Here is a 12,471-nt window from a genome sequence, read left to right on the forward strand (position 1 = left end):
TTGCATGTGACTGCGAGCCACCGCTCGCGAAACCCGGCTTGAGCCGGAAAATCTCAGGCGGGCGTGGATACTTCCACGCCCGCTATATGCCGTGTTACTCGGCCGCGTCCGGCAGGCTCTGCGAACCGTTCTCGACCTTGGTGTTCTCGAGCTCGACGTTGAGGCCCAGCGAGCGCATTTCCTTGACGAGAACGTTGAAGCTCTCGGGAATGCCCGCTTCGAAGGTGTCGTCGCCACGGACGATCGCTTCGTAGACCTTGGTACGACCAGCCACGTCGTCCGACTTCACGGTCAGCATTTCCTGCAGCGTGTAGGCGGCGCCGTAGGCTTCAAGAGCCCAGACCTCCATTTCACCGAAGCGCTGACCGCCGAACTGCGCCTTGCCGCCCAGCGGCTGCTGGGTAACGAGCGAGTACGGGCCGATCGAACGGGCGTGGATCTTGTCGTCGACCAGGTGGTGAAGCTTGAGCATGTAGATGTAGCCCATGGTCACCTTGCGGTCGAACGGCTCACCCGTGCGGCCATCATACAACTGAGACTGGCCGGACGTGTGCAGGCCAGCCTGCTCCAGCATCTCGTTGATGTTGACCTCATGCGCACCGTCGAACACCGGGGTCGCGATGGAGACGCCGCGCTTCATCTGCTCGCCGAGGCGAACGATGGACTCGTCGTCATACTCGCGGACCGGCTCGTTGCGGTCGTTGGCCGGGATGATCTGCTCGATCGTCTGGCGCAGCGGCTTGATATCGCCACCGCCCTTATAGGCTTCGATCAGCTCGCCGATCTTCCTGCCCATGCCAGCACAGGCCCAGCCAAGATGCGTCTCCAGGATCTGGCCGACGTTCATGCGCGAAGGCACGCCCAGCGGATTGAGCACGATATCGGCATGCGTACCGTCCTCGAGGAACGGCATGTCCTCGACCGGAACGATGCGCGAGACCACGCCCTTGTTGCCGTGACGGCCGGCCATCTTGTCGCCCGGCTGCATCTTGCGCTTCACGGCCACGAAGACCTTGACCATCTTCATGACGCCCGGAGGCATCTCGTCGCCGCGCTGAACCTTCTCGACCTTGTCCATGAAGCGCTGCTCGAGCGCCTTCTTGGAGTCGTCGTACTGGCCGCGCAGGGCTTCCAGCTCGCTCTGGAGCTTTTCGTTCTCCACGGCGAACTGCCACCACTGCGAACGCGGATAGTCGTCCAGCGTTTCCCTGGCCAGGGTCGAGCCCTTCTTGAAGCCCTTCGGCCCGGCGATAGCCTCCTTGCCGATGAGCACATCGGACAGACGTGCGTAGACGTTGCGATCCAGGATCGCCTGTTCGTCGTCGCGGTCCTTGGCCAGACGCTCGATCTCCTCGCGCTCGATCGCCATCGCGCGTTCGTCCTTCTCCACGCCATGGCGGTTGAAGACGCGCACTTCGACGACGGTGCCGAAGGTTCCGGGCGGCATGCGCATGGAGGTGTCGCGGACGTCGGACGCCTTTTCACCGAAGATGGCGCGCAGAAGCTTCTCTTCCGGCGTCATCGGGCTCTCGCCCTTCGGGGTGATCTTGCCGACCAGGATGTCGCCCGGCTGCACTTCCGCACCGATGTAGACGATGCCGGCTTCGTCGAGGTTCTTCAGCGCTTCTTCCGAAACGTTCGGAATGTCGCGCGTGATTTCCTCAGGCCCGAGCTTCGTATCGCGCGCCATGACCTCGAACTCCTCGATGTGGATCGAGGTGAAGACGTCGTCGGCGACGATGCGTTCGGACAGGAGGATCGAGTCCTCGTAGTTGTAGCCGTTCCACGGCATGAACGCGACGAGTACGTTGCGGCCGAGCGCCAGATCGCCGAGATCGGTCGAAGGACCGTCAGCGATGATATCGCCCTTCTCGATGGGATCGCCCACCTTCACCAGCGGACGCTGGTTGATGCAGGTCGACTGGTTCGAGCGCTGGAACTTCATCAGCCGGTAGATGTCGACGCCGGACTTGCCCGGATCGAGATCTTCGGTGGCGCGGATAACGATACGGGTCGCGTCCACCTGATCGACGATGCCGGTGCGGCGAGCCGCGATGGCAGCCCCGGAGTCACGGGCCACGATCGGCTCCATGCCGGTACCGACGAACGGAGCCTCGGCGCGTACCAGCGGCACGGCCTGACGCTGCATGTTCGAGCCCATCAGCGCGCGGTTGGCGTCGTCGTTCTCGAGGAACGGGATGAGCGCGGCGGCAACCGACACCATCTGCTTCGGCGACACGTCCATCAGGTCGACGTTTTCGCGCGGCGCCATCATCACTTCGCCGGCGTTACGGCAAATGACGAATTCGTCGACGAAACGGCCTTCCTTGTCGAGTTCGGCGTTGGCCTGGGCGACGTAGTGCTTGGCCTCTTCCATGGCCGACAGATAGACGACCTCTTCGGTCAGCTTGCCTTCGACGATCTTGCGGTACGGGCTCTCGATGAAGCCGTACTTGTTGACGCGGGCAAAGGTGGCCAGCGAGTTGATCAGACCGATGTTCGGACCTTCCGGCGTTTCGATCGGGCAGATACGGCCGTAATGCGTCGGGTGCACGTCGCGGACTTCGAAGCCGGCGCGCTCGCGGGTCAGACCGCCAGGTCCAAGCGCCGAGAGACGACGCTTGTGCGTGATCTCGGAGAGCGGATTGGTCTGGTCCATGAACTGCGACAGCTGCGAAGAACCGAAGAATTCGCGCACGGCGGCAGCCGCGGGCTTGGCGTTGATCAGGTCCTGCGGCATGACCGTATCGATCTCGATCGAGGACATACGTTCCTTGATCGCGCGCTCCATGCGCAGCAGGCCGACGCGATACTGGTTCTCCATCAGTTCGCCGACCGAACGCACGCGACGGTTGCCGAGATTGTCGATGTCGTCGATCTCGCCCTTGCCATCGCGCAGTTCGACCAGCGTCTTGACGACGGCGAGGATGTCATCCTTGCGCAGCACGCGCACGGTGTCCTCGGCGTCGAGTTCCAGACGCATGTTCATCTTGACGCGGCCAACAGCCGACAGATCGTAGCGCTCGCTGTCGAAGAACAGCGAGTTGAACATCGCATCGGCGGTTTCAAGCGTCGGCGGCTCGCCCGGACGCATCACCCGGTAGATATCGAACAACGCATCCTGGCGGCTCTCATTCTTGTCGATGTTGAGCGTGTTGCGGATGTAGCCACCGACATTGATGTGGTCGATGTCGAGAATCTGAATCTCGGTCTCGCCCGTACCGAGCAGGACCTTGAGGGTCTTGTCGTCGATTTCGTCGCCGGCCTCGAGGAAGATCTCGCCAGTGGCATAGTTGACAATGTCTTCAGCCAGATAGCTGCCAAGCAGATCCTCATCGACCGCCTTGATCGCCTTCAGACCCTTCTCGGCCAGCTGGCGTGCCTGGCGGGCGGTGATCTTCTTGCCCTGCTCGACAACGATCTCGCCGGTGTCGGCGTCAACCAGATCGTTGACGGCCTTGAGGCCGCGGAAACGGTCGACGCTGAACGGGATGCGCCAATGGTCGCCGGTGCGCTTGTAGGTGATCTTGTTGTAGAACGTCGACAGGATCTCTTCGCTGTCCATGCCGAGCGCCATCAGCAGCGACGTCACCGGGATCTTGCGACGACGGTCGATACGGGCGTGCACGACGTCCTTCGAGTCGAACTCGATGTCGAGCCACGAACCGCGATAAGGGATGACGCGCGCGGCAAACAGAAGCTTGCCCGACGAGTGCGACTTGCCCTTGTCATGGTCGAAGAAGACGCCCGGCGAACGGTGCATCTGCGAGACGATGACGCGCTCGGTGCCGTTGACGATGAAGGTGCCGTTCATGGTCATGAGCGGCATGTCACCCATGTAGACGTCCTGCTCCTTGATGTCCTTGATGGACTTCGAGCCGGTATCCTCATCGATATCGAACACGATCAGGCGCAGCGTCACCTTGAGCGGCGCGGCATAGGTCAGGTCGCGCTGACGGCACTCGTCAACGTCGAACTTCGGCGCTTCGAACTCATACTTGACGAATTCCAGCATCGAAGAGCCGGAAAAGTCGGAAATCGGGAACACCGACTTGAAAACGGCCTGCAGCCCTTCGTCAGGACGGCCACCCTTCGGCTCGTCCACCATCAGGAACTGATCATAAGATGCCTTCTGAACCTCGATCAGGTTCGGCATCTCCGCAACTTCCGGGATCTTTCCGAAGAACTTGCGTACGCGTCTGCGGCCATTGAAAGTCTGCGTCTGGGCCATCGTCGCTCCTTGGCTAGCTCTTGGGGCAGGCATTCGCCTCGACCTGCCTTGCAATTCTCGACCGCCTCCGCATGGCGGTCCCCACGGGTACCCTTCGCCTTCCGGCGCCGGGCCAGAACGGTTGAAAACCCGTTTCCTGAAAGCCGCATTTCGGCCTTCAGGAAAGAGGTTTCCACAACGTCCTTCAGGACCGGTGGACGGCATGTGCCGTCCACCGAAACCCTGAATTACTTCAGTTCGACCTTGGCGCCGGCTGCTTCCAGCTGGGCCTTGATCTTCTCGGCGTCAGCCTTGTTGACGCCTTCCTTGACCGGCTTCGGAGCGGCCTCGACCAGGTCCTTGGCTTCCTTGAGGCCCAGGCCGGTGATGGCGCGCACTTCCTTGATGACTTCGATCTTCTTGTCGCCCGAGGCAGCAAGAATGACGTCGAACTCGGTCTTCTCCTCAGCCGGAGCAGCAGCAGCGGCACCACCGCCAGCAGCAGCAACAGCCACCGGAGCGGCAGCCGAAACGCCCCACTTCTCTTCCAGGAGCTTCGAGAGTTCAGCCGCCTCGAGGACGGTCAGGCTCGAGAGGTCGTCTACGATCTTTGCGAGATCAGCCATTTTGATATTCCTTTATAAGGTTCGAACGTGTTGTTGTGATGAGGAACGGCCTCACGCCGCCTCGTCCTTCCGGGCATAAGCGCCAATGACGCGCGCGACCGAAGCCGCCGGCGCATTGACAATCTGGGCGATCCGGGTTGCCGGGGTGGCGATCATGCCAACCAGCCTTGCGCGCAGCTCGTCGAGCGACGGCAGCGAGGCAAGCGCCTTCACACCGTCGGCATTGAGCGAGGTCGTACCCATTGCGCCGCCGAGAATGACCAGCTTGTCATTTCCCTTGGCGAAATCGGAGGCGACCTTCGGTGCCGCAATCGGATCATCCGAATAGGCGACCAGCGTCTGTCCCTTGAACAGATCGATGATGCTTTCGGATTCCGTGCCCTGAAGAGCGATCTTGGCGAGGCGGTTCTTCGCGACTTTGACGGTGCCGCCGGCCTGACGCATCTTCGTGCGAAGATCGTTCATTTGCGCGACGGTGATACCGGCATAGTGGGCCACGACCACTGAGCCGGCGCCCTTGAAGGCGTCGTTCAGGTCCGTGACGAGTTCGCGTTTTTCCGCTCTGTCCACTGCCTATCTCCAGTTGACCACTTTTCCCATTTGCGGGAACAGCGGTCGGGTTGCCTTTTGCCGGGCGGGCTATCCAGAAATCCAGATCTCCCGAACGGCGCTCGAGGATCCTGCCCCCTTTCGCCACACCTGACGGGTTTCCCCGGCGCGGTGCGCAGACAAAAGGCAAACACGGTTCGAACCTTCCATGGAGCCCAGGCTCCGGTGTCGGGTCCTACCCCGTCTCATGCAGGCCATTCCGATTAAGGTCCGCCCTTTCGGGACTAGGCCGCCTGCAATCTCGGACAGGATGCCGGATCTCTTTCGATTTCCGGCATCCGGCCCCCGCTTGCACGAGGGCCGGAATTCTTCAGGCAGGCCAGCGCTTCAGGCGCCAACCTGCCTTTCAATACTTCAGGCCACCGCCAGGGTGGCGACGTCCAGCTTCAAGCCGGGGCCCATCGTCGAGGTGACCGACACCTTCTTGACGTAGTTGCCCTTGGCGCCGGTCGGCTTGGCCTTGGTGACCGCATCGGCGAAAGCGCGGATGTTTTCTTCCAGCGCCTTGACGTCGAACGACACCTTGCCGATGCCAGCATGCACGATGCCTGCCTTCTCGACACGGAACTCGACCGCGCCGCCCTTCGATGCCTTGACGGCAGCGGCGACGTCAGCAGTGACAGTGCCTACCTTCGGGTTCGGCATCATGCCACGCGGGCCGAGCACCTTACCCAGACGACCGACCAGCGGCATCATGTCCGGCGTGGCGATGCAGCGATCGAAATCAATCGTGCCTTTCTGGACGATGTCGACCAGTTCCTCGGCACCAACGATGTCGGCACCAGCGGCCTTGGCTTCTTCAGCCTTGTCGCCACGCGCGAACACGGCGACGCGCACGTTCTTGCCCGTGCCGTTCGGCAGGTTGACCACGCCGCGAACCATCTGGTCGGCGTGACGCGGATCAACGCCGAGGTTCATGGCGATCTCGATGGTCTCGTCGAACTTCACCTTCGAGCGATCCTTGAGGATCTGCAGGGCCTCACCCAGGCCATAGGCCTTGTTCGGGTCGATGCCTTCGCGGGTCTTGGCTACACGCTTTGCAATCTTTGCCATCGTCTCAGCCCACCACTTCCAGGCCCATCGAACGGGCGGAGCCTTCGACCATGCGCATTGCTGCTTCCACGTCGTTGGCGTTCAGGTCCTTCATCTTCTTCTCGGCGATCTCGCGCACCTTGTCGCGGGCGATCGTGCCAGCCTTCACCTTACCCGGCTCCTTCGAGCCCGACTTCAGGTTGGCGGCCTTCTTCAGGAAGTAGCTCACCGGGGGGGTCTTCATGACGAAGGTGAACGACTTGTCCTGATAGTAGGTGATGACGACCGGAATGGGCGAACCCTTCTCCAGCTCCTGCGTCTGCGCGTTGAACGCCTTGCAGAATTCCATGATGTTGATGCCACGCTGACCAAGCGCCGGGCCGATCGGGGGCGACGGAGTCGCAGAACCCGCGGCAACCTGGAGCTTGAGCTGGCCCGCTATTTTCTTAGCCATACTCTTTCCTGCCTTCAGTCATGCCGGCTCCCGAACTTCAGGAAGACGCCGGCGGTTGCAGTCTGGTGGTTCGGTTCGTTCGGCCGGCTAAGCCGCCCTCACCTCCCACCGTTCATGGCAGCGCTGAGCGCGCCACCCTCTCGCCCTCCCGCAGGAGAACGAGAACCGATCAGCCCTTTTCGACCTGACCGAATTCGAGATCGACCGGCACAGCGCGCCCGAAGATCGAAACCTCCACCTTGAGGCGGGCACGCTCCTCGTCCACTTCCTGGACGAAACCATTGAACGAGGCGAAAGGCCCGTCCGAAACCCGCACCTGCTCGCCGATCTCGAAAGTGACCGACGGCTTCGGCCGCTCAACACCCTCCTGCACCTGATGCAGGATGCGCTCGGCTTCCTTTTCGGTGATGAACATCGGCTTGGCCGTATGCTTGTCCTCACCGAGGAAACCAGTAACGCGCGGCGTGTTCTTCACCAGCGAAATCACCGCGTCGTTCAGATCAGCCTTCATCAGCACGTAGCCGGGGAAGAACTTGCGCTCAGCATCGACCTTCTTGCCTCGACGAACCTCAACAACCTTTTCGGTCGGCACCACGATCTGCTCGATACGCTCCGACAGGCCCTTCTGCTTGGCCTTGTTTTCGATGTCCTCAGCGACCTTCTTTTCGAAGTTCGAATAAGCGTGAACGATGTACCACCGCGCAGTCATCTATCAATTATCCCCGTCGTGGTGGTCTTACTTGCCGATGCCGAGGATCATCTCGACCGCCAGACCCATGATCTGGTCGGCAGCAAAGAAGAAAATCATGGCAATCGCCGCGAAGGCCAGGACCATGACCGTCGAAATCATCGTTTCCCGCCTGGAAGGCCAGGTGACCTTGGCGGTCTCCGCCCTCACCTGCTGAAGGAAGACGAAAGGATTGGTTGTCTTCGACGCCATGTCCGCTCTGCTTTCAAGACCCGTTGACCGGATCTCCTGGATGATCCCGCCGGCCGGGACGTGCCGCAGAACCGAAGATCAAGCCGAATCAGCAAGCCTTCGATCCATGCAAATCAGACGCGCAAAGCTGGCTTCCCAGCTCCACGCGCCGCGTGTCTGTCGTGTCTACATAAAACCGATTCTTGTTCCACGCAAGTGGCAAGCTTCCGCTTTATGACCAAACGCCGCATCGGAACCATCCAGTCGTTCCGTCCCGGCTATGGGCGCCCTTATGCCCGAAAAATGCTCATATGGCAAGGCTTGCGGCCATTTCAAGGCCAGAGCTTTCAAGGAATTTGGGAAACTGGCAGGGGCAGCAGGGCTCGAACCCGCGACCTGCGGTTTTGGAGACCGCCGCTCTACCAACTGAGCTATACCCCTAACGTTGCGACGCATCATCTGCGCGGCAGGCGCTTCCTAGAAGCTTCCGTGCCGTCTGTAAAGAGCAGCTTTTGTGCAAATCACACAGCAAGCCGGCCCGATCATAAAAGCCTGCGAAACAGTCCCGGGTACTCCGTGACCATACCATGCTCGTCGAACGAGACCTCGCGGCGGAAGTCACTGTCCAGCGACTCATAGAGATAGAGTCGGCCCTCTTCCAGGCAGGTATAGCGCTGAGGGTCCGGAAAGACCTCAAGCGTCGGCGCATAGACGTAGGCAGTGCGGATCTCCGCGCTCGCACCCTTGGCGAGGCGAAGCCGCTTCACCGGAAGCGTGTTGGTGAACGGGCTGACCGACAGGTCCGGCTCCAATGCGCCGTCCAGCGCTGGCATCGACCGGCCGTTCATCGTCCAATGCCCGGCGCCGTCGGCTTCAAGCACCAAATCATCCTCGCGACCGACCAACGCGACTTCCACGCGACGGGTCAGCCAGTCTGTGTCGATCGCCATCCTGTAGCGCACTGCGAAGGGATGCGGATCTGAGGAGACGGCAACCGCATCCACCGACAATCCGTCGAGCCGGCGGTTCAACACCAGGTGCTGGGTGCCGCCGCCTTCCCATTCCTGCCACCGCGCAACGATTGTCGTATCCATCGGCCGACCTGTTCCCTGAATTCCGGCCAATTATGCCTCAGCCGGTTGGTGGTTTGTAGGGCCCGCCCGGCACGCCCCAGCCCCATTGCGGCATCGGCTCTTCCTCCGGATCGCAGGTCGCACCCAGATTGGAGTTCATCTTCGCCAGCCGCGAGCCCCATTCGATATAGGCGGCGAAGGCCGAACGGAACTCCGGATCGTCCGGCACGCCCACCTCATCCGCCGAATCCATCAGAAGACTGATCCAGCGGCGGCGCTGCTCCTCGGTCAGATGCTTGTCGAGATGATGCATCACCATCTCTCGATGTCCGCCATGCTTCTCGGAATAGGTCTTCGGTCCGCCGAAGACTTCGCCGATGAAGGCCGCTACGTGGGCGGGATGGTCCGGCGACATGTTCTGGAACACCGGCCCGACCACAGGGTCTTTCGCTACCTTGTCATAGAATGTCGAGGTCATCCGGATGAGCCGGTCGGCTCCGCCGGCCCAGTCGTAAAGCGTGGGTACATCCGCGGTCATGCCGTCGTTTCCCTTGCTGATATGAAGGGACGCAATGTCTCGAAACGCGGCACAGGATGCAAGCTGGCCGGACGGGCAGATTTGGCCCTCGGCCCCGCCCAAGCGCTTTCATCCTCGCAAAACAAAAAAGGCGGCCCGAGGACCGCCTTTTTCATTCGTTCAATCAAATCGCCGATTACTCGACGATGGAAGCGACGATGCCGGCGCCGACGGTGCGGCCGCCTTCGCGGATAGCGAAGCGCAGCTTCTCTTCCATGGCGATCGGCACGATCAGCTCGACGTCAACGGTGATGTTGTCGCCAGGCATCACCATCTCGGTGCCGGCCGGCAGCGAGACGATGCCCGTCACGTCCGTCGTGCGGAAGTAGAACTGCGGACGGTAGTTCGTGAAGAACGGCGTATGACGGCCACCCTCTTCCTTCGTCAGGATGTAGGCTTCCGCCTTGAACTTCTTGTGCGGCTTCACCGTGCCCGGCTTGGCCAGAACCTGGCCGCGCTCGACGCCTTCACGGTCAACGCCACGCAGCAGCGCGCCGATGTTGTCGCCGGCCTGGCCCTGGTCCAGAAGCTTGCGGAACATCTCGACGCCCGTGCAGGTCGTCTTCGAGGTCGGACGGATGCCGACGATTTCCAGTTCCTCGCCGACCTTCACGATGCCGCGCTCGACGCGACCGGTCACAACCGTGCCACGACCCGAGATCGAGAACACGTCTTCGATCGGCATCAGGAACGGCTTGTCGATCGGACGCTCAGGCGTCGGGATGTAGGAGTCGACCGCTGCCATCAGCTCGCGGATCGCGTCTTCACCGATCTTCTTGTCCGAATCTTCAAGCGCAGCCAGAGCCGAACCCTTGATGATCGGAATGTCGTCGCCCGGGAACTCGTACTTCGACAGAAGCTCGCGAACTTCCAGCTCGACCAGCTCCAGAAGCTCGGCGTCGTCGACCTGGTCGACCTTGTTTAGGAACACGACGATCGCGGGAACGCCAACCTGGCGCGCAAGCAGGATGTGCTCGCGCGTCTGCGGCATCGGGCCGTCAGCGGCCGAGCAAACCAGGATCGCGCCGTCCATCTGGGCAGCACCGGTGATCATGTTCTTCACATAGTCGGCGTGGCCGGGGCAGTCGACGTGCGCATAGTGACGGTTCGGCGTCTCGTACTCGACGTGCGCCGTCGAGATCGTGATGCCGCGAGCCTTCTCTTCCGGCGCCGCATCGATCTGATCGTAAGGCTTGTATTCGCCAAAGTACTTCGTGATCGCTGCCGTCAGCGACGTCTTGCCATGGTCAACGTGACCAATCGTGCCAATGTTCACATGAGGCTTCGTACGCTCGAATTTACCTTTTGCCATAGTCTCTTTCCTTGGACGGCCTGGACCTACGTTCAGTCGGATGCGCGGCGATTAGCGACAAAGGCCGCAAAACACAAGCCTCTTGTAGCTGGCGTCGAAACCGCACGCATCGACTGCGTGGGATCAGTGCAGTGGATTTGCCCGAATGTAGGAATTCAAACCTAGTTCACAAGAGGCCCCAACGACGTCGTCGTTCACGGTCGATCCACGATCTCGTGACGGCGCGCGATCATGTCGTGATTGGAAGCCGGCCAAGCACCTGCACATATCCATCATGCCCGCCGATGGTTGCTTCCAGAAACCAGGCACGGGTTTGAAATCAAGGAGTTTTCGTCCATGAACAAGATCGTTGTCACCGCAGCCGCGCTGCTGGTTGCCGCTTCCGGCAGTGCCTTCGCAGCCAACGGAACCTATGTGAAGAAGGCAAACCGCCACGTCGTCGAACAGGTCGATCATACACCCACGGCTTCGATTGCATCTCCGATTGCAACACCCCGTGTCTCGCCGACCGACCAGGATCCCTTCACCATGCCTGACCCCGGTTACGGCCAGGGTATCTGGGGTCAGTAAGCGCTTCCGAGATCGAACGCTCGATCAAGAAAGGGCCGCGCGACTTGTCGTCTGCGGCCCTTTCCAAGTTCTATTGGTTCGAAGCGCTAGGCGCGTCGACCGCTGATGGCGTGATAGCCCCACAGAACTACGACCGCACCGATCACGGCGACGATCAAGCTGTAGATATTGAGCCCGGTGACACCGGTAGCACCGAAGGCGCTGAAGATCACACCACCGACAATCGCTCCGACTATGCCGAGCACGATATCCATCAGGAAGCCCTGACCACTCTTATTAACGATTTTGCTGCCGATGAAGCCGGCGATGACACCGAGGATAATCCAGCTGATGATTCCCATTGCGCTGCTCCGTTTGCCCCCAGGCAAGCTGAGATTTCCATAGCGCGCGCCAAAGCTCAAGCTCGTCTTGAAATTGTCGTGGAGAGGGTCAATTGTCAGCGTGGGCCGGACTGAGTGGGCCAGGACTGTTCACAATGGAGATCCACGATGGGATTGTTCGACAACGCCGTTCCAGGCGGCAACATCACCAAACCCCTGATGATCGCGCTGGGCGCCCTGCTAGTGGGCAAAATGCTCGGCGGTGGCGGTTCGGCGCAGCAGCCTGCGCCTGAGCCCGCCGCGCCCGACAACACCGGCGCCGACGGAGGCCTGCTCGGCGGTCTTGGCGGCCTGCTCGACAAGCTGAAGGACGCCGGCCACGGTCAGGTTGCCGATTCCTGGGTTGGCACCGGCCAGAACCAGTCGATCGACGCCGGCACGCTCGGAAAAGCCCTTGGTCCGCAGGTGATCCGTGAGATCGCGGCTCGTACCGGACTCGACGAACAAGAGCTCCTGAAGCAACTGTCCAACGCTCTGCCGGGCGTTGTCGACAAGCTGACGCCGAACGGTCAGGTGCCCTCGCGCAACCAACTCGAATCGTTGTTCGGCAACTGAGTTTCGCACTTTTGCCAGATGAAGACGGGCGCTTCGGCGCCCGTTTTTCATTTGAATGACGGACCTGCGTACCGACTGCGACATTCCGGAGAGTCCTGCGCCGCCGCCGCAGCAAAGGAACTTAATCGATTCCATCACGCATCTGCACAATCGC

The 12,471-nt window shown here is 61.0% G+C and carries 13 protein-coding genes and 1 tRNA gene; 2 read left to right on the top strand and 12 right to left on the bottom strand.

Translation table 11 applies throughout. From position 1 onward, the window contains the following. Nucleotides 1–94 precede the first annotated feature (94 nt). The 11 genes from rpoB to tuf all read right to left on the bottom strand — a co-directional run bounded on the left by rpoB (nucleotide 95) and on the right by tuf (nucleotide 10,812). Nucleotides 95–4,231, bottom strand: a complete 4,137-nt coding sequence (gene rpoB, locus ACFJIU_RS13560) for a DNA-directed RNA polymerase subunit beta (RefSeq protein ID WP_379072269.1) — start codon at nucleotides 4,229–4,231, stop codon at nucleotides 95–97. A gap of 227 nt (nucleotides 4,232–4,458) precedes the next feature. Then, the gene (gene rplL, locus ACFJIU_RS13565; RefSeq protein ID WP_379072272.1) at nucleotides 4,459–4,836 is read right to left on the bottom strand and encodes a 50S ribosomal protein L7/L12; all 378 of its coding nucleotides are present in this window, start codon (nucleotides 4,834–4,836) and stop codon (nucleotides 4,459–4,461) included. A 51-nt stretch (nucleotides 4,837–4,887) separates the two neighbouring features. Beyond that, nucleotides 4,888–5,406 carry a 50S ribosomal protein L10 gene (gene rplJ / locus ACFJIU_RS13570; RefSeq protein WP_379072275.1) on the bottom strand — a complete coding sequence of 173 codons (519 nt, stop codon included), beginning with the start codon at nucleotides 5,404–5,406 and terminating at the stop codon, nucleotides 4,888–4,890. A gap of 393 nt (nucleotides 5,407–5,799) precedes the next feature. Then, entirely contained in the window at nucleotides 5,800–6,498 is a 699-nt protein-coding gene (gene rplA / locus ACFJIU_RS13575; RefSeq protein ID WP_379072278.1) for a 50S ribosomal protein L1, read from the bottom strand. A gap of 4 nt (nucleotides 6,499–6,502) precedes the next feature. After that, entirely contained in the window at nucleotides 6,503–6,931 is a 429-nt protein-coding gene (rplK, locus tag ACFJIU_RS13580; protein ID WP_101934581.1) for a 50S ribosomal protein L11, read from the bottom strand. A 169-nt stretch (nucleotides 6,932–7,100) separates the two neighbouring features. After that, on the bottom strand, nucleotides 7,101–7,640 hold the full coding sequence (nusG, locus tag ACFJIU_RS13585) for a transcription termination/antitermination protein NusG (protein ID WP_054314106.1): 540 nt from the start codon (nucleotides 7,638–7,640) through the stop codon (nucleotides 7,101–7,103). 27 nt (nucleotides 7,641–7,667) lie between these two features. Continuing rightward, nucleotides 7,668–7,871: a preprotein translocase subunit SecE gene (gene secE / locus ACFJIU_RS13590; RefSeq protein ID WP_054314107.1), complete on the bottom strand. Its 204-nt coding sequence runs from the start codon at nucleotides 7,869–7,871 to the stop codon at nucleotides 7,668–7,670. A 344-nt stretch (nucleotides 7,872–8,215) separates the two neighbouring features. Next, a tRNA-Trp gene (locus ACFJIU_RS13595) sits at nucleotides 8,216–8,291 on the bottom strand. A gap of 101 nt (nucleotides 8,292–8,392) precedes the next feature. Further along, entirely contained in the window at nucleotides 8,393–8,944 is a 552-nt protein-coding gene (locus ACFJIU_RS13600; RefSeq protein ID WP_379072283.1) for a putative glycolipid-binding domain-containing protein, read from the bottom strand. Between the two features lie 37 nt (nucleotides 8,945–8,981). Next, nucleotides 8,982–9,461, bottom strand: a complete 480-nt coding sequence (locus ACFJIU_RS13605; protein WP_379072286.1) for a group II truncated hemoglobin — start codon at nucleotides 9,459–9,461, stop codon at nucleotides 8,982–8,984. A 175-nt stretch (nucleotides 9,462–9,636) separates the two neighbouring features. Next, complete coding sequence (gene tuf, locus ACFJIU_RS13610) at nucleotides 9,637–10,812, bottom strand: elongation factor Tu (RefSeq protein WP_379072248.1); 1,176 nt, start codon at nucleotides 10,810–10,812, stop codon at nucleotides 9,637–9,639. A gap of 336 nt (nucleotides 10,813–11,148) precedes the next feature. Between tuf and ACFJIU_RS13615 the strand changes: the two genes are divergently transcribed. Continuing rightward, nucleotides 11,149–11,382 carry a hypothetical protein gene (locus ACFJIU_RS13615; protein ID WP_379072289.1) on the top strand — a complete coding sequence of 78 codons (234 nt, stop codon included), beginning with the start codon at nucleotides 11,149–11,151 and terminating at the stop codon, nucleotides 11,380–11,382. 86 nt (nucleotides 11,383–11,468) lie between these two features. On the opposite strand, the gene ACFJIU_RS13620 is transcribed toward ACFJIU_RS13615, so the two are convergent. Next, nucleotides 11,469–11,723, bottom strand: a complete 255-nt coding sequence (locus ACFJIU_RS13620) for a GlsB/YeaQ/YmgE family stress response membrane protein (protein WP_129415677.1) — start codon at nucleotides 11,721–11,723, stop codon at nucleotides 11,469–11,471. A gap of 147 nt (nucleotides 11,724–11,870) precedes the next feature. Between ACFJIU_RS13620 and ACFJIU_RS13625 the strand changes: the two genes are divergently transcribed. Further along, the gene (locus ACFJIU_RS13625; protein WP_379072292.1) at nucleotides 11,871–12,317 is read left to right on the top strand and encodes a YidB family protein; all 447 of its coding nucleotides are present in this window, start codon (nucleotides 11,871–11,873) and stop codon (nucleotides 12,315–12,317) included. Nucleotides 12,318–12,471: the final 154 nt, after the last annotated feature.

Source organism: Mesorhizobium sp. UC74_2 (assembly GCF_042701485.1).
Lineage (GTDB): Bacteria > Pseudomonadota > Alphaproteobacteria > Rhizobiales > Rhizobiaceae > Mesorhizobium.